Raw genomic sequence first — 17,707 nt, forward strand, 5'->3', positions numbered from 1 at the left:
CATGTCCGTACGATCTTTGTCGCACGTTATTCCTTACGTTGCTGTAAACGACGCAGGGAGCGTTCTCGACGGCTCTGCTCCCGACTTCTGTCCAGCAAGATTTCCTCTATGAACGCCAGGTGACGGTGTGAAGCCTCGCGCGCTTTTTCTGGCTCACGAGCCACAATCGCCTCAAAGATTCTGGCGCGGTGACCGCTCACTTTTGCCAGCATTTCCCGGCGCGAGTAGAGCAATTCGAAATTCTGGCGAACGTTTTGTTCCAGCATAGGGCCCATTGAGCGTAGCAAATGTAAAAGCACAACATTATGGGCCGCTTCTGTGACAGCGATCTGATACTGCATCACTGCGTCCGCTTCGGCGTCTAAATCGCCGCTGTCCTGCGCCTGCTGGATATTCACATGGCAGTCGCGAATGCGCAGCAGGTCTTCCTCTGTGCCGCGCAGTGCCGCGTAATAGGCGGCGATGCCTTCTAAGGCATGGCGCGTTTCCAGCAGATCAAACTGTGATTCCGGATGGTCGGCGAGAAGCTCAACGAGTGGATCGCTTAAGCTTTGCCAGAGATTCTCCTGCACGAACGTTCCGCCACCCTGTCGGCGCAGCAATAATCCTTTGGCTTCTAAGCGCTGGATCGCTTCGCGGAGAGACGGACGTGAGACATCGAATTGTTTGGCGAGTTCGCGCTCAGGCAGCAGCTTCTCTCCCGGACGCAGGGTCCCTTCCATAATCAGCGATTCGAGCTGTTGCTCGATAGCGTCGGAGAGTTTAGGTTGGCGAATCTTACTGTAAGCCATCGTCCCTTCTTATTAAGCCAATCGTCCGGAGTAAATTGGTAATACCAATTGCAAAGAGGTGCCGGTAAAGTAACAAAGTATTCACCTTGTGTCTATATGGTGTCTGCGACATTCACCTGCCCCCAAAGCCTGTGCTGGCGCTAACTTGCGGTTAAAAAAATGAAAAATTCGCGTTACCGCAAATGTTAAATAATTTCACTTTTACCAAACCTTACACCCGCTTAGCGCGTTAGCGCAGCGGCAGACATAAGTGAAAGCTATTCGTCATTAACGGAATTTCATGGCAGAAGTTGCTGTGGGCAGACGTGACCAGGACGGCGTTTTTTCAGTCAACTCTCAGCACGAAAGGCGAAAGCAGGTGCAAAGCGATTCGCTTATCACTATTCTTGTCGCCAGGGTAGCAGATGGCACTATTCAGCACGCCAGATACCGTAAAATAATCAATACGTTATTGTAACTACTTCATTACAGCGTCCTGCGCTGCGAACGAAGAATAAAAACATCACGAGGTTTGTATGGAACAACAGCAAGGCGAAGCGCTGAAACGTGGTCTTAAGAACCGCCATATTCAGCTCATCGCGCTGGGTGGTGCAGTGGGAACCGGCCTGTTTCTGGGCAGTGCATCGGTCATTGAATCCGCCGGACCGGCCGTAATTCTGGGCTATGCGATTGCCGGTTTTATTGCCTTTTTAATCATGCGTCAGTTAGGCGAAATGGTCGTGGAAGAGCCGGTCGCCGGCAGCTTCAGCCACTTCGCGTATAAATACTGGGGCAACTTTGCAGGCTTCGCCTCGGGCTGGAACTACTGGGTGCTCTATGTGCTGGTCGCCATGGCGGAACTCACCGCCGTTGGCAAATATGTCCAGTTCTGGTGGCCAGACTTTCCGACCTGGGCTTCGGCTGCCATCTTCTTCGTGATGATTAACGCTATCAACCTGACCAACGTGAAAGTGTTTGGTGAGATGGAGTTCTGGTTCGCCATCGTTAAAGTGGTTGCGGTGATTGGCATGATCCTGTTCGGAGGCTGGTTGCTGTTCAGCGGTCACGCGGGTCCGCAGGCTACCGTGCGCAACCTGTGGGAACAGGGCGGATTTTTCCCGCATGGCATCGGCGGTCTGGTGATGGTCATGGCGATTATCATGTTCTCGTTTGGTGGTCTGGAGCTGGTAGGTATCACCGCCGCTGAAGCGGATAACCCGGAAGTGAGCATTCCAAAAGCGACCAACCAGGTGCTGTGGCGTATTCTGATCTTCTATATTGGTTCGCTGGCGGTGCTGCTGTCACTGATGCCGTGGACGCGTGTCACGTCAGAAGTCAGCCCGTTTGTCTTTATCTTCCACGAGCTGGGCGATGCCATGGTAGCGAATGCGCTCAACGTGGTCATCCTGACAGCGGCGCTGTCGGTCTATAACAGCTGCGTTTACTGTAACAGCCGTATGCTGTTTGGTCTGGCACAGCAGGGTAATGCGCCGAAAGCGCTGCTGAAAGTCGATCGTCGCGGTGTGCCGGTATTAACGATTCTGGTCTCTGCTGTCGCCACTGCGCTGTGTGTGCTGATCAACTATCTGATGCCGGGTGAAGCGTTTGGTCTGCTGATGTCGCTGGTCGTCTCTGCGCTGGTGATCAACTGGGCGATGATCAGCCTGGCGCACCTTAAGTTCCGTCGTAAGAAAGATAAGCAGGGCGTAACCACGCGCTTTAAAGCGCTGCTCTATCCGGCCGGTAACTGGATTTGCCTGATTTTCCTGGCGGCGATTCTGGTACTGATGGCGACCACGCCGGGCATGGCGATCTCTGTCTGGCTGATTCCGGTCTGGCTGGTGATTCTGGGCGTGGGTTACTTTATCAAGAACCAGACACAGAAAGCCTGATGCTTTACCACGTGCTGCGACCTCCTGCGGGGTTGCAGCACGTCACCCGCGCCTCTCTGTCCGTCTCAACTGCCCCGATCCAGTTCACACTTCTCTCCCCGCAACTGTTTTGTCCATCTTCATAACGAATTACTCCCGTTCATCTCGCTGATTTCCTGCCAATAATTCCTGTTCACACTGGATGCGCAGGAGAAAACCATGAAAGGTACAGCCCTCCCGTTTCGGGAAAAACTGGGATATGGCATGGGCGATGCCGGATGCAACATGATTGGCGGTGCCATCATGCTGTTCCTGAACTACTTCTATACCGACGTTTTCGGCCTGGCCCCGGCGCTGGTGGGGACCCTGCTGCTCTCGGTCAGAGTGCTCGATGCGGTAACCGATCCTATTATGGGCGCGATTGCCGATCGCACCCAGAGTCGCTGGGGTCGTTTTCGTCCCTGGCTGCTGTGGGTTTCCGTACCTTATGTGGTGTTCAGCGTTTTGATGTTCACCACGCCAGACTGGACCTATCACAACAAGGTGATCTGGGCCTTCGTCACCTACTTCCTGATGTCGCTGACCTATACAGCGATTAACATTCCTTACTGCTCTCTGGGCGGCGTGATTACTAACGATCCCGGTGAGCGCGTCTCCTGCCAGTCATACCGCTTTGTCATGGTCGGCATCGCTACGCTGATACTCTCTCTGTCCCTGCTGCCGATGGCAGAGTGGTTCGGTGGCGAAGACAAAGCGCGCGGCTACCAGATGGCGATGGCGGTACTGGCAACCATTGGCCTGGCGATGTTTCTGTTCTGCTTTGCCACGGTACGTGAACGTATCCGCCCTGCCGTGCCGAGCAATGATGACTTGAAAAAAGATCTGCGTGACGTCTGGAAGAATGACCAGTGGGTACGCATTCTGCTGCTGACCTTCTGTAACGTCTGTCCCGGCTTCATCCGCATGGCGGCCACCATGTATTACGTGACCTGGGTCATGGGCCAGTCAACGCACTTCGCCACGCTGTTTATCAGCCTGGGTGTGATTGGCATGATGGTCGGCAGCACGCTGGCGAAACTGCTCACCGATCGCTGGTGCAAACTCAAAGTCTTCTTCTGGACCAATATCGCGCTGGCACTCTTCTCCAGCGGTTTCTACTGGATCGATCCCCACGCCACCGTGATGGTCGTGGTCGCCTACTTTGTGCTGAATATCCTGCATCAGATCCCCTCTCCGCTGCACTGGTCACTGATGGCCGATGTGGATGACTACGGCGAATGGAAAACCGGCAAACGCATCACCGGCATCAGCTTCTCCGGCAACTTGTTCTTCCTCAAGGTGGGACTGGCGGTTGCCGGTGCGATGGTCGGCTTTCTGCTGTCGATCTATGGCTACAATGCGGGCGCTAAGCAGCAGTCCCCAGAGGCGATTAACGGCATCATGCTGCTGTTCACCATTATTCCGGGTGTCGGCTATCTGATTACCGCCGGTGTGGTACGACTGATGAAGGTCGACCGCAAAATGATGATTACCATCCAGCAGGATCTCGCGCTGCGCCGCGAAAACTTCCATGATTTACACACTGTCCGCCTGCGCGACGGTGCTGCCCCGCAAACAGGAGATGTAAAATGACCCCAGACTGGCCGAATCCTTTTATCGAGCAGCGCGCCGACCCCTTTATCCTGCGTCATGAACAGTACTATTACTTTGTGGCATCGGTGCCGGAGTATGACCGGCTGGAGATCCGTCGCGCCACGACGTTGGCTGGCCTGCGCAGCGCCGAGCCGGTGGTCGTCTGGCGCAAGCCCGAGAGCGGCCCCTTTAGCGAGTTAATCTGGGCACCTGAGCTGCACTACATTGACGGACAGTGGGTCATCTATTTCGCGGCAGCACCGACGCGTGAAATCAAAGAGGGACTGTTTCAGCACCGGATGTATGCGCTGGTGTGTGAGGCGGAAGATCCGCTGCAGGGCGATTGGCAGCCCTGCCGCCGGGTCTTCAGCCAGTTCGACAGCTTCTCACTGGATGCCACCCACTTCATGCATCAGGGTAAAAACTGGTATCTCTGGGCGCAGAAAGATCCATTGATTCCCGGCAACTCTAACCTCTATCTGGCTGAGTTGCTTAATCCCTGGACGCTGAAAGGCACGCCGGTGATGCTGAGCCGGCCAGAATATGAGTGGGAGTGCGCAGGCTTTAGCGTTAATGAAGGACCGGCGGTTATTCGTCACGGGGATCGGCTGTTTGTGACCTACTCTGCCAGCGCCACCGATGAGAATTACTGTCTGGGGATACTGTCGATTGACGTTGATGCCGATCCGCTTGATGTCGCCGCATGGCAAAAGTCTGCACGGCCGGTATTTGTTTCCAGCTGGGACAACCATCAGTATGGACCGGGTCACAACAGTTTTACCCAGGATGAGGCGGGACGCGACGTGCTGGTATACCACGCGCGTAACTACACTGAAATTGAAGGCGATCCGTTATGGGATCCGAACCGCCATACCCGACTGAAATATTTCAGCTGGCGGGAAGATGGCACGCCTGATTTCGGCGTGCCGCCTGCCGATTACACCAGCGTGCCGTAAATCGTCAGCAACGCGACAGCGACCACCAGTACCAGTGAGGTACGTTTCGCTAACGCCACGGCAACCCGTGGCGTTTCGACTTTATCGGTGTGCGGATCGCGTGACAGTGAGAACTGCGCCAGGGTCGTCAGCACCTGATACTGAGAACGATGCCGATCGGTCAGCGAAGCAAACCAGGCGGGCAGCGCTTTCTCGCCATGACCCAGCAGGGCGTAAGCCACACCCGCCAGCCGCGCCGGGATCCAGTCGAGAAGATGCAGAATGGCATCCACGCCAGATTGTGAACGCGCCATCGGTGTTCCGTGCTTTGCCAGCCAGCCTTGCCAGGCCCGCAGAAAAGCGTAACCCACCAGCAGCACCGGTCCCCACGGACCGCCCACCACCAGCCAGAACATTGGCGCAAGGTAGAAACGGAAGTTTATCCAGATCAGGGCATTCTGCAGTTCACGCAGGAACTCGCGCTCGCTGCATTCCACCGGCACGCCATGAATCAGCGTCAGTTCAGCCGCCATCGCCTGATGCGCAGCGTCGTCGTCATGACTGGCCGCTTTCAGATAGCTGTGGTAGTGCTGCCGCACCGAACCGGCACCGATACAGAGCAGTCCGGCAACAATCCAGAAGAGCAGTTGCAGCACGCCAAACAGCAGCCCTTTCAGACTCCAGATCACCAGCGCGGTCAGCGCCATCGCCAGCACGGTCATCAGCAGGGTGCGCATCATTGAGAAATGGTGGCGCTGGCGAAAGATCGGCTCCAGCCGGTGTTCGAGCTGCCAGTGCTCGCCCAGTTTAAACAGGCGCTCCCAGCCTAAAACCAACAACAAGGTAAACAACGTCATACTGACTCCGCAAAAATCAGGATTTTTGCTGCGTTAACAGCTGTTTGTAGTAGTCCCAGTCAAAAGCAGGTCCGGGATCGGTTTTGCGTACCGGTGCGATGTCACTGTGCCCCGTGATACGTGCAGGCGTTAACGGATAGTGTTGCAGCAGTAATTGCGTCACCTGCTGCAAGGCCCGATATTGCGCCTCGCTATAAGGCTCACTGTCTGTCCCTTCCAGTTCGATGCCTATGGAGAAGTCGTTGCAGTTCTCACGTCCTTCGAACTGCGAAATGCCTGCATGCCAGGCGCGTTTATCAAAGGGGACATACTGCACGATCTCCCCGTCACGGCGAATAAGGCAGTGTGCCGCCACTTTCAGCGCGGCGATATCCGCAAAATAGGGATGGGCATCGGGCGGTAAGGTGCCGGTGAACAGTTTATCGATCCATGGCCCGCCAAATTCACCGGGTGGCAGGCTGATATTGTGGATCACCAGCAGTGAAGGTGCCTCATTATCAGGGCGTTCGTTGCAATGCGGCGACGGCACATGACGCACGCGGGTCAGCCAGCCCTGTTTGATTTTCATAGCGGTTTTCCTTATTTCACCTGGCTGAGAATAGCATGAATAATAAAGGATTCTTGCTTCTTAGTGTGCCGGTCTGATGACATTCACGCACTGCGTGTTAAGGATACTAAACAAAATACTATCAGTTGCTGGAACCGAATGGCGGTTCAGGCTATTGTGACCGCCTCTGTCATTTCCCCTTTCAGGAGTAAAACGCCTATGTCATCCCGTGGTTATGATCCCGACAGCCGTCTTCAGGCGCTGATTAAACGCATTGAAAGTGACATTCCGGATAGCGTTGCGCTGGCGTTAAAAGAAGATCTAGGGGGCGAGATCGACGCTGACCGCGATATCACCGCGCAGCTGTTACCCGCCGATACCCAGGCCGATGCGCAGGTCATCACCCGCGAAGCCGGTGTTTTCTGTGGTAAACGCTGGGTTGAAGAGGTGTTCATTCAGCTCGGCTCACACGCGACCCTGATCTGGCATGTCGAAGATGGTGATCAGATCGAGGCTGACCAGCTGCTGTTTGAAATCGAGGGGCCTGCCCGGCTGCTGCTGACCGCCGAGCGAACGGCGCTTAATTTTGTGCAGACGCTCTCAGGCGTTGCTACCGAAGTCAGCCGCTATGTCGCGATGCTGGCGGGAAGCCAGACGCAACTGCTGGACACGCGTAAAACCCTGCCCGGACTGCGGACTGCGCTGAAATATGCCGTGTTGTGCGGCGGGGGTAGTAATCATCGGCTGGGCCTCTCTGACGCTTATCTCATCAAAGAGAACCATATTATTGCCAGCGGCTCGATTCGGCAGGCAGTGGAAAGAGCGCAATGGCTGCAGCCCGATGTGCCGGTTGAAGTTGAGGTGGAATCGCTGGAGGAGTTACGTCAGGCGCTGGAAGCGGAAGCCGATATCGTGATGCTGGATAACTTCAGCCTGGAAGCGATGCGTGCCGCCGTCGAACTTAATCAGGGTCGGGCGTTGCTGGAGGTCTCCGGTAACGTCACCGAAACTACCCTGCCACAGATCGCCCTGACCGGCGTGGACTATGTTTCGGTTGGCGCGCTGACCAAACATGTGCGGGCGCTGGATCTCTCGATGCGCTTTAAACAAAAATAGCCTGCCTCGCCGTCACTCAACACGGCGATTTTGCGACCCTGCTTCCGGCGCAGTTTCGACTGCGCTGTAAGTCTGAAATCTGTTCACATCACGCTTTCCAGTTTGCCCATCTCTGCCTGTCTTTTACTGCCGCCGATTTTTAATCTGCCGCCTTCTTAATACGGAGACGATGTGATGAATTATCAACGTGGATTTACGCTGGTTGAACTGATGATTGTGGTGGGTATTGTGGCAATCTTAAGTGCCATCGGCCTGCCCGCTTATCAAAATTATCTGCAGCGTGCTGCCCTTACTGACATGCTGCAAACCATGGTGCCCTATAAAACCGCTGTTGAGCTTTGCGCCATGGAGCGCGGCGGCCCGACGCAGTGCCAGGCCGGAGAAGCGGGTATTCCTGCTGCCAGGGGATCGCGCTATGTCTCGGCACTGAGCGTGACCAACGGGGTCATTACGCTGACCGGCCAGGAGAGCCTGAATGGCCTGAGTGTTGAAATGCTGCCGCTCTGGGACAGCAACGAGGGCGGCATCAGCTGGCAACGCAGTTGCACCAGCAGCAACAATAGCCTGCGTGACAATTGCCTGCAGCAGTTCCGCTTTGCGGATAAAGGAGCCAGCGATGAGCAAGCCTGATGAGGCGATCGCGGCATTATGTCAGCGCTATCGCGCCCTGGTTTTGCACCATGATGCCAGCCAGCTGCGTGTTGCCGTCGCGGAGAGCGTGCCGCCAGGGCTGGCTGAAGCCCTCCATTTTGCCAGCCAGTGTCAGATTGAAATCGAGTGCTGGCCGCAGGCCCGGCTCGACCAGCTTCAGCACGCTGACACACCGCTGGTGGCGCGCGAAGAGGCACCAGCAGAATCAGCGATCGAAGCGACACAGCTGATCCTGCGTCAGGCGCTGGAGCGTCGCGCCTCTGATGTCCATATCGAACCCGGCCGTGATGGCCTGCGGGTGCGTCTGCGTATCGATGGCGTATTGCACCCTCTATCTTCCCTGCCCGTCACCCAGCCTGCTGCTCTGCTGGCGCGACTGAAGATCCTCGGCGGACTGGATATCGCCGAACGCCGGTTACCGCAGGATGGTCAGTTCAGTCTGGAGATCGCCGGTAAACCCGCCTCTTTTCGCCTGGCCACCTTACCCATCTACGGTGGTGAGAAAGCGGTGGTCCGGCTGTTGCAGAGTGAAAGCGCGGCGCTGTCGCTGGATAAACTCGGCTTACCCGCCGCGCAGTTGCGCCTGTTCTGCGCCGCGCTGGCGCAGCCGCAGGGGCTGATTCTGGTCACCGGGCCTACCGGCAGCGGCAAGACGTTTACGCTCTATAGCGGACTCAGTGCCCTGAATACGCCGGAAAAAAATCTGTGCAGCGTTGAAGATCCGATTGAGATCCCCCTGCCCGGCATTAACCAGACGCAGATCCATGCTAAAAACGGCCTCGATTTTAACCGCGTGTTGCGGGCGCTGCTGAGACAGGATCCGGACGTGATCATGGTAGGAGAGATCCGTGATGCTGAAACGGCGGAGATTGCGGTTAAAGCGGCACAGACCGGACATCTGGTGCTGTCGACACTGCACACCAACTCCACCGCCGAGACTCTGACCCGGCTGCGACAGATGGGCATTCCTGGTTATCTTCTGGGGTCGGCGCTGAAACTGATTGTTGCTCAGCGTCTGGTTCGACGTCTCTGTCCGCATTGCCGTCAGCCCGCTCAGGCGGTGGCGCACTATCCTGCGGAACTCTGGCCCGGTACCTTGCAAACCTGGCGAGCTCCCGGCTGCGACCACTGTTTTTCCGGCTATTTTGGCCGGCTGGCGCTGTTTGAACTGCTGCCGATCAATGCCAGGCTGCAAAATGCGATCGCCGCCGAAATGCCGCTGGAGAATCTGCTCAGCCTGGCGAAACAGCAGGGATTACGCACTCTGCTGGTGTCTGGCCTGGAAGCAGTAAGCCGGGGCGATACCTCGCTGGAAGAGATGCAACGGGTGATTGGGCTGGACGATGGCTGATGCGTCTTTATTTCGCTGGCAGGCGGTCGATAGCCAGGGCCAGTTAGTCAGTGGCCAGCTACTGGCTATCGACAGTGATAACCTGCTGCTGATGCTGGCGCAGCGCGATCTTCTGCCGGTGAGCTGGAAGCGAGAAAAAGCGTGGCGTCAGAGGGAGTGGAAGTGGCAGCACAAAACCGATCTGATTCGTCAGCTGGCAACCCTGCTCAAAGCGGGACTGCCGCTGGCAGAGAGTCTGGCTTTGCTGGCTGAGGGCCATCCGCATGCAGGCTGGCGTGCTCTGATGCTTGTCCTGCATCATCGGGTACTCAGCGGTGCTCCTTTTTCTCAGGCTTTACGCGAATGGCCGCAGATTTTTCCGGCACTCTATCCGGCCCTGATGGAGGTGGGCGAACTGACCGGTCAGTTGGATACCTGTTGCAGTGAGCTGGCCCGGCAGCAGATCCGGCAGCAGCAGTTATGGCATCAGGTGGCGAAGGCGCTGCGCTATCCTCTGTTCATTCTGCTGGTGGCGATTGCGGTCACCTGCGGCATGCTGCTGTTCGTTCTGCCAGAGTTCGTTGCCGTCTATGACTCCTTTGATGCCCCCCTGCCCGCCTTTACGGCAGCGGTAATGCAGTTATCTGCCGCGCTTCAGGAGTGGGGAACGGTGTTAGCCATCGGCGTATCGCTGATGCTGGCAGCCTGGCATCAGTTACGACGACGCTCTGCGGGCTGGCAGCGCCGTGAACAGGCCATTTTCCTGCGCATCCCGCTGCTTTCCGGGTTATGGCGTGGCACGCAGCTGACGCAGATCTATACCATTCTGAATCTGACACAGCGCGCCGGGTTAACTTTGCTACAGGGACTGGCAGCCGTTGAAGTCACGCTCTCATCATTGCTATGGCGGGAAGCAATGGCCGGACTGCAGCAGCACATTGCTCAGGGGAATCCTCTGCATCAGGCGCTGATGCATCATCCGCTGTTCACACCATTATGCGGTCAGCTGGTTCGCGTCGGCGAAGAGGCGGGCGCGCTGGATTTAATGCTGGCTCGTCTGGCGGAATGGCATGAGGCAGAAACCCGTGAGCGCGCTGACACACTGGCTGCTTCGCTGGAACCGATGATGATGGTGGTGATTGGCGGCATTGTTGGCACGCTGGTGATTGCGATGTATCTGCCGGTGTTCGGGCTGGGTGATGCGATGCATTAAGGGGCGCAGGCTGCGCCCCGGATAACTATCGGTTGAAAACGCGGTTTTCCTGCTCATTAACCCGAATAAAGGTGGTGCGCTTGGTCAGCTCTTTCAGCCGCTCCGCGCCCACGTAGGTGCAGGCGGAACGCAGTCCACCCAGGATATCGCGCGCGGTGTCAGCAACCGGGCCACGTAATGGCAGCTTCACCGTTTTACCTTCTGCTGCGCGATATTGCGCCACACCGCCAACGTGACGCTTCATCGCCGATTCGGAACTCATGCCGTAAAACAGCATAAAGCTTTCGCCATTCTCTTCGACCACCTGCCCTTCACACTCATCATGTGCCGCCAGCATGCCACCCAGCATCACGAAGTCGGCACCGCCGCCAAACGCTTTCGCAATATCGCCAGGCACTGAACAGCCGCCATCACTGACAATCTGTCCGCTTAAGCCATGCGCCGCATCGGCACATTCAATGACAGCGGAAAGCTGCGGATAGCCCACGCCGGTTTTCACCCGGGTTGTACAGACCGAACCCGGGCCAATGCCGACTTTGACGATATCCGCGCCAGAGAGAATCAGCTCTTCCACCATTTCGCCCGTTACCACGTTACCGGCACAGATGGTTTTAGCCGGGAAGGTTTCACGGGCGCGCTGCAGAAAATCAACAAAATGCTGAGAATAGCCGTTGGCCACGTCGATGCAGATAAACTGCAGATCGTCTGACAGCGCCATAATCGCAACCAGTTTATTGAGATCGGCCTCCGAGGTGCCGGTTGAAACCATCACATGTTTCAATACCGTCGCGGGGACGCGCTGAATAAACGCGCGCCACTCATCTACGCTGTAATGCTTATGGACTGCTGTAAGGATATTGAAGCTGGCCAGCGCCTCAGCCATTGAAAATGTGCCGACGGTATCCATGTTGGCGGCGATAATCGGTACGCCGCTCCAGCTCAGGCCCGAATGTCTGAAGGTAAAGCTGCGTTCCAGCTCAACCTGTGAGCGACTTTGCAGCGTGGAGCGTTTGGGGCGGATTAAGACATCTTTAAAGCCCAGTTTTAAATCTTCTTCAATACGCATAAACAGTGTCCTGGTAAGTGGCAATGAATCGCCGTTCACGAAGTAAGCACAGCTCCAGTGACGTTATGATACGCGCCTCTCGCTGCGCGACAAGACTGCGAATTTCACTTTATTTACGCTACAATCCGTTAAATTTAATTGTGGTTTATCGGTGTGATCTGACGCGCATTTTTGCGTTTTTTATACAGATCATTACCCTGAAGCCCTGTCGAAAAGAGAAGTCAGGTGAGAAACATGCCCTATATCGTCGCGCTTACAGGGGGGATCGGCAGTGGTAAAAGTACGATTGCCCAGGCATTCGCAGCGTCTGGCGTGGAAATTATTGATGCTGACTTGATAGCACGTGAAGTTGTCGAACCCGGCACACCCGCTTTGCAGGCCATTCAGGCGCGCTATGGCACGTCGATAGTGACTGATGAGGGGAAGCTTGATCGTAGCCGGCTTCGCGACATTATTTTTCAGCAGCCGGAAGAAAAAAGCTGGTTAAACGCGCTGCTGCATCCACTGATTAATGCCCGGACGCGTCAATTGATCGCCGAAGCCACCACACCTTATGTGCTCTGGGTGGTGCCGCTACTGGTGGAAAATCAGTTACAGCACCAGGCTGATCGGGTACTGGTGGTGGATGTTGATGAGGCAACGCAGTTAGCGCGCACCCGGCAGCGTGATCATCTTTCCGTCGCGCAGGCGAAACGCATTCTTGCCGCACAGGCGACGCGCCAGCAGCGCCTCGCCTGTGCCGATGACATTATTGATAACAGTGGCGAGCCCGACGACGCCTTGCCGCAGGTTGCCGAACTCCATCAGCGCTATCTCAGGCTGGCGGCAACGAAACAGGATTAATACCATGAGCACACCCGTTCTGTTTGAACACCCACTGAATGAAAAAATGCGAACCTGGTTACGGGTTGAGTTTTTGATCAATCAGTTAGATGAAATTGTCCCACTGGATAAAACCGTTAATGCGCTGACCTTTTTTCGCCTGATTAGCGAGCTGCTCGACATTTTTGAGCGTGGCGATATGCGTACTGAATTGTTAAAAGAGCTGGAGCGTCAGCAGCAAAAGTTACGTGCATGGGCTGATGTGCCAGGTGTTGATATGACGCTGGTTAATGCCCTGCGCGATAAACTCAAAATTCAGTCGACGCAGTTAATGAATGCCCCACGTATGGGCCAGCAACTCCGCGAGGACCGTCTGATTGCCCTGGTGCGGCAGCGCCTGAGCATCCCTGGTGGATGCTGCAGCTTTGATTTGCCGGGCCTGCACATCTGGCTCCATCTGCCGCAGGAAGCACGCGATGCGCAGGTCGAAGCCTGGATGCTGACGCTGGAGCCACTGCATCATGCGCTGGCGATGATACTGGATCTGATCCGCCAGTCCGGCGCGTTTCATGTGCAGACCAGCCTTAATGGTTTTTATCAGGATAATGCCGAAGGCGCCGATCTGCTGCGACTGCAGTTGTCGCTGGAGGATGCGCTCTATCCACAGGTGTCCGGACATAAAAGCCGCTACGCCATTCGTTTTATGCCGCTTGATAGCGAGCGCGGTGAAGTTCCGGCTCGCCTTAATTTTCAACTGGCCTGTTGTTAGAGGTAAAAATGCAGCAAGAAGTGATGACCGTTGCCTGTCCGCAGTGCGGCAAAGATGTGATCTGGGATGAACTCAGCCCGTGGCGCCCCTTTTGCAGTAAGCGCTGCCAGCTCATTGATTTAGGTGAATGGGCCGCAGAAGAGAAACGCATTCCCAGCCGCGACGATATGAACGACAGCGACAACTGGAGTGAAGAGGATCGCTGATAGCTGAACCGGATGGGGCGCGCAGCCCCATCCGCTCAGAGTTCGCCGGCGATCAGACGCGCAATCAGCTGATGATTCGCGGGCGGAAACTCCTCCGCGACCAACGCATGCTGATCAACCCAACGCTGCGGCTGACCCTCTTTGCCCCACGGCTCTCCTTTCCACCCTTCAACCAGAAAGAAATGCAACGTCACGCGCAGATCGTCATAACTGTGGTCTGCATGACCAATCGGGCGTGCCTCGGTGACCTCAATCCCGGTCTCTTCCTGAAGTTCCCTTATCAATCCCTGTTCGGCGCTTTCGCCCGCTTCAATCTTACCGCCAGGAAACTCCCACTTGTTCGCCATGTAAGAGGTCGCCGCGCGCTGGGCAAGGAAAATTTGTTTACTGGCATTGCGAATGATGCCAACTGCAACCTGCAGGTGCTTCATGGAGACTATCCGGTAGTAATGGGTGAATGAAGCCTGATTTTAGAGCATGCCGTAGCGGATGTTAACCGCTTTAGCTCAGCGGAGTCGCTGTTGCCTGGGTGGCAGAGACCATGAAAAAAGGAGCCAGCGGCTCCTTTTTTATTAGCATTCAGTCTCAGGCGATGCGGCCATGACACTGCTTGTACTTTTTACCGGAACCACATGGGCAGGGATCGTTGCGGCCGACTTTGCGTTCACCACTCTGCTCCGCCACAGGCTCTGCGGCTGCCAGCAGATCCTCTTCAACATGGCTTAGTTGCTGTTGCTGTGCCAGACGTTCAGCTTCTTCGCGACGTTGTTGCTCCATCGCTTCAACTTCTTCTGGCATGCGCACCTGGACTTTGCTCAGTGTACTGATCACTTCATATTTCAGTGATTCAAGCATCGCAGCAAACATGGCGAAGGATTCACGCTTGTACTCTTGCTTCGGATCTTTCTGCGCATAGCCGCGCAGATGGATGCCCTGACGCAGATAGTCCATCGCGGCCAGATGCTCTTTCCACAGCGAATCCAGCGTCTGAAGCATCACGCCTTTTTCGAAGTTGCGCATCATCTCTGCGCCAACGATCTCTTCTTTCTCCGCGTAGCTTTCCATAGCATGGGTCATGATGCGCTCACGCAGCACTTCTTCATGCAGATCAGGCTCTTTATCCAGCCACTCTGCAATCGGCAGGTTCAGATCGAAGTCAGTGCGCAGACGCTCTTCCAGGCCTGGCACGTCCCACATCTCCTCCAGCGACTGCGGCGGAATGTAAGTATCGATGGTGACTTTGTAGACGTCGTGGCGAATGCTGTTGATGGTTTCGCTAACGTCAGACACATCCAGCAGCTCGTTACGCTGACTGTAGATGGCGCGACGCTGGTCATTAGCCACATCATCATATTCCAGCAGCTGCTTACGAATATCGAAGTTACGGCTCTCAACTTTGCGCTGGGCATTGGCAATCGCTTTGGTGACCCACGGATGCTCAATCGCTTCGCCTGGCTTCATGCCCAGTTTACGCATCATATTCGAGACGCGGTCTGAGGCAAAAATACGCATCAGCGCATCTTCCATCGACAGGTAGAAGCGAGAAGAACCGGCGTCACCCTGACGACCTGCACGACCACGCAGCTGGTTGTCGATACGACGCGATTCGTGACGCTCAGTACCGACGATGTGTAAACCACCTGACGCCAGAACCGCATCATGACGAATCTGCCATGCCGCTTTAATCTCTTCGATTTGCGCTTCAGTTGGCTCTTCCAGTTCGGCCACTTCAGCGTGCCAGCTGCCGCCCAGCATAATATCTGTACCACGTCCGGCCATGTTGGTGGCGATAGTGACCGCACCCGGCTGACCGGCCTGCGCAACGATATCCGCTTCGCGGGCGTGGAATTTGGCGTTCAGAACGTTATGTTTGATACCGGCACGGGTCAGTTCGTTAGAGACCACTTCTGATTTCTCAATCGAGATGGTTCCCACCAGCACCGGCTGACCATTGGCGGTGCGCTCACGGATATCTTCGATAATGGCATCGATCTTCTCTTTCTCGGTCATGTAGACCAGGTCAGCCAGATCTTTACGCACCATCGGACGGTTAGTCGGCACGACAATGGTGTCGAGCTTATAAATGGAGCTGAATTCAAATGCTTCGGTATCAGCGGTACCGGTCATACCGGCCAGCTTCTCGTAAATACGGAAGTAGTTCTGGAAGGTGATAGAGGCCAGCGTCTGGTTCTCGTTCTGGATCTCCACGCCTTCTTTCGCTTCAATCGCCTGATGCAGACCATCAGACCAGCGACGACCCTGCATGGTACGGCCGGTGTGTTCATCAACAATCACCACTTCGCCATCTTTCACGATGTAATCAACATCGCGGGTAAAGAGTGCGTGCGCACGCAGCGCCGCAGTGACGTGGTGCATCAGCATGATGTTGGTCGGAGAGTAGAGTGACTCGCCCGCTTCCATGATGCCCTGGCTGACCAGCAGCTCTTCCACTTTGACCAGACCGCGCTCAGACATGTGAGCCTGACGCGCTTTTTCATCGACCCAGAAGTCGCCTTCACCCTGATGGGTTTCGGTATCTTCTTTATCCTGGCGAACCAGATGAGGGATGATCTTGTTCACTTTGGTGTAAAGCTCAGAACTGTCTTCTGCCGGACCAGAGATGATCAGCGGCGTACGCGCTTCATCGATCAGGATGGAGTCGACCTCATCCACCAGCGCATAGTGCAGTTTACGCTGTACACGCTCTTCCGGGCTGAAAGCCATGTTGTCGCGCAGGTAGTCGAAGCCATATTCGTTATTGGTGCCGTAGGTGATGTCTGCTGCGTAAGCTTCACGCTTTGCCACCGCCGGCAGGCCCGACATGTTGATACCAATGGTTAAACCCAGGAACTCAAACAGCGGACGGTTATTTTCCGCATCACGCTGTGCCAGATAGTCGTTGACGGTGACCACGTGAACGCCTTTGCCGGACAGCGCGTTCAGGTAGGCTGGCAGCGTTGCGGTCAGCGTTTTACCTTCACCGGTTCGCATCTCAGCAATGCAGCGATCGTTCAGCACCATGCCGCCAATCAGCTGCACGTCGAAGTGACGCATCCCGAACACGCGTTTACTCGCTTCACGCACGGTTGCGAACGCTTCCGGGATCAGGCTTTCCAGCGATTCACCTTTTTTCAGGCGTTCGCGGAACAGGTCAGTTTTCGCTTTCAGTTCATCATCAGAGAGCTTCTCAAAATCGGGCTCCATCTTATTGATGACATCCACCACTTTACGCATACGACGCAGGGTACGATCGTTACTGCTACCAAAAACCTTGGTTAATATTTTGCTTAACATAGTAAATATATTCTCAATTCAGCCGGAGCATTCCGGACTGCGAAATCTAAACAGAGTGAATAAAACCAAAAATATTAGCAGAACAATCGGGCAGGTCCGGCGCGAATGCCATGCACGCTGGCATGCCACTCTACCCATGAACGGGTAACGGCCGTGAAAAGAGGCGGCGTAGAGATCTGCTGCGGTGCAGTGTGCAGCGCAGAATGTGATGTCAGTAAACTATGCAGTGAGTCGATCAGCGCCAGCTTTTGTGCCGCCAGCGGTAATGTCTGTTGCTCCGCCTGCGCCTGGGGCGCCAGCGTGAAAGAGAGATGACGAATAACGGTGCGGATGGCGTGCTGATGCCAGTAATCCACGCTGAAGCTCGGGCGTCGGGACGCTTCCTGCAGCCGGATCAGGTGATCAAAGCGTGTGGCACTGCCAAGAAAGAGACTGCTGGCCGGAGATTCAGACGACGCGTTGAGTTCGGAGCTTTGCGCACAGGCTGGCAGGCCAAAGCTGGCCGCTACCATCCCTAACAGGAGATGAGGCCAGAAGTAGCGTCTACCTAATTGTCGCCAGCGCAGAAGAATCCCGATCACAACCTTTCCATCGCGCATGCTCTGTTGCGCTCTTGTTTTCTGGTACC

General features: G+C 55.6%; 17 protein-coding genes. 10 read left to right on the forward strand and 7 right to left on the reverse strand.

The window, feature by feature from the left end:
- Positions 1-26: 26 nt before the first annotated feature.
- Positions 27-791: a pyruvate dehydrogenase complex transcriptional repressor PdhR gene (gene pdhR, locus OK409_RS10990; RefSeq protein ID WP_010253942.1), complete on the reverse strand. Its 765-nt coding sequence runs from the start codon at positions 789-791 to the stop codon at positions 27-29.
- A gap of 515 nt (positions 792-1,306) precedes the next feature.
- On the opposite strand from pdhR, the gene aroP reads away from it, so the two are divergent.
- The 3 genes from aroP to OK409_RS11005 all read left to right on the forward strand — a co-directional run bounded on the left by aroP (position 1,307) and on the right by OK409_RS11005 (position 5,229).
- On the forward strand, positions 1,307-2,662 hold the full coding sequence (gene aroP / locus OK409_RS10995; RefSeq protein ID WP_033756570.1) for an aromatic amino acid transporter AroP: 1,356 nt from the start codon (positions 1,307-1,309) through the stop codon (positions 2,660-2,662).
- Positions 2,663-2,860: 198 nt separating this feature from the next.
- On the forward strand, positions 2,861-4,273 hold the full coding sequence (locus OK409_RS11000) for a glycoside-pentoside-hexuronide (GPH):cation symporter (protein WP_022625418.1): 1,413 nt from the start codon (positions 2,861-2,863) through the stop codon (positions 4,271-4,273).
- Positions 4,270-5,229: a family 43 glycosylhydrolase gene (locus OK409_RS11005; protein ID WP_264367054.1), complete on the forward strand. Its 960-nt coding sequence runs from the start codon at positions 4,270-4,272 to the stop codon at positions 5,227-5,229. Before OK409_RS11000 ends, OK409_RS11005 begins: the two co-directional genes overlap by 4 nt.
- On the opposite strand, the gene ampE is transcribed toward OK409_RS11005, so the two are convergent.
- Entirely contained in the window at positions 5,211-6,065 is an 855-nt protein-coding gene (gene ampE, locus OK409_RS11010) for a beta-lactamase regulator AmpE (protein WP_022625416.1), read from the reverse strand. The two genes, OK409_RS11005 and ampE, sit on opposite strands and share 19 nt — an antisense overlap.
- A gap of 16 nt (positions 6,066-6,081) precedes the next feature.
- Positions 6,082-6,633 (reverse strand): 1,6-anhydro-N-acetylmuramyl-L-alanine amidase AmpD, encoded by a 552-nt coding sequence (gene ampD / locus OK409_RS11015; RefSeq protein WP_010671836.1) that lies wholly within the window; start codon positions 6,631-6,633, stop codon positions 6,082-6,084.
- Between the two features lie 198 nt (positions 6,634-6,831).
- Here ampD and nadC point away from each other — a divergent pair, with 198 nt between their 5' ends.
- The 4 genes from nadC to hofC all read left to right on the forward strand — a co-directional run bounded on the left by nadC (position 6,832) and on the right by hofC (position 10,922).
- Positions 6,832-7,728, forward strand: coding sequence for a carboxylating nicotinate-nucleotide diphosphorylase (gene nadC / locus OK409_RS11020; RefSeq protein WP_264367055.1), 897 nt, complete (start codon positions 6,832-6,834; stop codon positions 7,726-7,728).
- A gap of 174 nt (positions 7,729-7,902) precedes the next feature.
- Positions 7,903-8,358: a prepilin peptidase-dependent pilin gene (ppdD, locus tag OK409_RS11025; protein ID WP_223565749.1), complete on the forward strand. Its 456-nt coding sequence runs from the start codon at positions 7,903-7,905 to the stop codon at positions 8,356-8,358.
- Positions 8,345-9,730: a type II secretion system protein GspE gene (gene gspE / locus OK409_RS11030; protein WP_010671834.1), complete on the forward strand. Its 1,386-nt coding sequence runs from the start codon at positions 8,345-8,347 to the stop codon at positions 9,728-9,730. Before ppdD ends, gspE begins: the two co-directional genes overlap by 14 nt.
- Positions 9,723-10,922 carry a protein transport protein HofC gene (gene hofC, locus OK409_RS11035; RefSeq protein ID WP_264367056.1) on the forward strand — a complete coding sequence of 400 codons (1,200 nt, stop codon included), beginning with the start codon at positions 9,723-9,725 and terminating at the stop codon, positions 10,920-10,922. The genes gspE and hofC overlap by 8 nt, the downstream gene beginning before the upstream one ends.
- Positions 10,923-10,947: 25 nt before the next feature.
- Here hofC and OK409_RS11040 read toward each other — a convergent pair whose 3' ends face one another.
- Entirely contained in the window at positions 10,948-11,988 is a 1,041-nt protein-coding gene (locus tag OK409_RS11040; RefSeq protein ID WP_010671832.1) for a GMP reductase, read from the reverse strand.
- A gap of 234 nt (positions 11,989-12,222) precedes the next feature.
- On the opposite strand from OK409_RS11040, the gene coaE reads away from it, so the two are divergent.
- The 3 genes from coaE to yacG are packed head-to-tail and all read left to right on the forward strand — an operon-like array spanning position 12,223 to position 13,785.
- Positions 12,223-12,831: a dephospho-CoA kinase gene (coaE, locus tag OK409_RS11045; protein WP_010253911.1), complete on the forward strand. Its 609-nt coding sequence runs from the start codon at positions 12,223-12,225 to the stop codon at positions 12,829-12,831.
- A gap of 4 nt (positions 12,832-12,835) precedes the next feature.
- Positions 12,836-13,579 carry a cell division protein ZapD gene (zapD, locus tag OK409_RS11050; protein WP_033756556.1) on the forward strand — a complete coding sequence of 248 codons (744 nt, stop codon included), beginning with the start codon at positions 12,836-12,838 and terminating at the stop codon, positions 13,577-13,579.
- Between the two features lie 8 nt (positions 13,580-13,587).
- Complete coding sequence (gene yacG / locus OK409_RS11055; protein ID WP_010253903.1) at positions 13,588-13,785, forward strand: DNA gyrase inhibitor YacG; 198 nt, start codon at positions 13,588-13,590, stop codon at positions 13,783-13,785.
- 35 nt (positions 13,786-13,820) lie between these two features.
- On the opposite strand, the gene mutT is transcribed toward yacG, so the two are convergent.
- The 3 genes from mutT to secM all read right to left on the reverse strand — a co-directional run bounded on the left by mutT (position 13,821) and on the right by secM (position 17,660).
- Entirely contained in the window at positions 13,821-14,216 is a 396-nt protein-coding gene (gene mutT, locus OK409_RS11060; protein WP_010253900.1) for an 8-oxo-dGTP diphosphatase MutT, read from the reverse strand.
- A 154-nt stretch (positions 14,217-14,370) separates the two neighbouring features.
- The gene (gene secA / locus OK409_RS11065) at positions 14,371-17,079 is read right to left on the reverse strand and encodes a preprotein translocase subunit SecA (RefSeq protein WP_022625411.1); all 2,709 of its coding nucleotides are present in this window, start codon (positions 17,077-17,079) and stop codon (positions 14,371-14,373) included.
- Between the two features lie 74 nt (positions 17,080-17,153).
- Positions 17,154-17,660 (reverse strand): secA translation cis-regulator SecM, encoded by a 507-nt coding sequence (gene secM / locus OK409_RS11070; protein ID WP_242461324.1) that lies wholly within the window; start codon positions 17,658-17,660, stop codon positions 17,154-17,156.
- Positions 17,661-17,707: the final 47 nt, after the last annotated feature.

The organism is Pantoea sp. RG18, assembly GCF_025910075.1.
GTDB classification, from domain to species: domain Bacteria; phylum Pseudomonadota; class Gammaproteobacteria; order Enterobacterales; family Enterobacteriaceae; genus Pantoea; species Pantoea agglomerans.

Excerpts from the sequence above, each read along its gene's own strand:
- pdhR (WP_010253942.1), bottom strand. The coding sequence starts at position 791 with ATGGCTTACAGTAAGATTCGCCAACCTAAACTCTCCGACGCTATCGAG.
- aroP (WP_033756570.1), top strand. The coding sequence starts at position 1,307 with ATGGAACAACAGCAAGGCGAAGCGCTGAAACGTGGTCTTAAGAACCGC.
- OK409_RS11000 (WP_022625418.1), top strand. The coding sequence starts at position 2,861 with ATGAAAGGTACAGCCCTCCCGTTTCGGGAAAAACTGGGATATGGCATG.
- OK409_RS11005 (WP_264367054.1), top strand. The coding sequence starts at position 4,270 with ATGACCCCAGACTGGCCGAATCCTTTTATCGAGCAGCGCGCCGACCCC.
- ampE (WP_022625416.1), bottom strand. The coding sequence starts at position 6,065 with ATGACGTTGTTTACCTTGTTGTTGGTTTTAGGCTGGGAGCGCCTGTTT.
- ampD (WP_010671836.1), bottom strand. The coding sequence starts at position 6,633 with ATGAAAATCAAACAGGGCTGGCTGACCCGCGTGCGTCATGTGCCGTCG.
- nadC (WP_264367055.1), top strand. The coding sequence starts at position 6,832 with ATGTCATCCCGTGGTTATGATCCCGACAGCCGTCTTCAGGCGCTGATT.
- ppdD (WP_223565749.1), top strand. The coding sequence starts at position 7,903 with ATGAATTATCAACGTGGATTTACGCTGGTTGAACTGATGATTGTGGTG.
- gspE (WP_010671834.1), top strand. The coding sequence starts at position 8,345 with ATGAGCAAGCCTGATGAGGCGATCGCGGCATTATGTCAGCGCTATCGC.
- hofC (WP_264367056.1), top strand. The coding sequence starts at position 9,723 with ATGGCTGATGCGTCTTTATTTCGCTGGCAGGCGGTCGATAGCCAGGGC.
- OK409_RS11040 (WP_010671832.1), bottom strand. The coding sequence starts at position 11,988 with ATGCGTATTGAAGAAGATTTAAAACTGGGCTTTAAAGATGTCTTAATC.
- coaE (WP_010253911.1), top strand. The coding sequence starts at position 12,223 with ATGCCCTATATCGTCGCGCTTACAGGGGGGATCGGCAGTGGTAAAAGT.
- zapD (WP_033756556.1), top strand. The coding sequence starts at position 12,836 with ATGAGCACACCCGTTCTGTTTGAACACCCACTGAATGAAAAAATGCGA.
- yacG (WP_010253903.1), top strand. The coding sequence starts at position 13,588 with ATGCAGCAAGAAGTGATGACCGTTGCCTGTCCGCAGTGCGGCAAAGAT.
- mutT (WP_010253900.1), bottom strand. The coding sequence starts at position 14,216 with ATGAAGCACCTGCAGGTTGCAGTTGGCATCATTCGCAATGCCAGTAAA.
- secA (WP_022625411.1), bottom strand. The coding sequence starts at position 17,079 with ATGTTAAGCAAAATATTAACCAAGGTTTTTGGTAGCAGTAACGATCGT.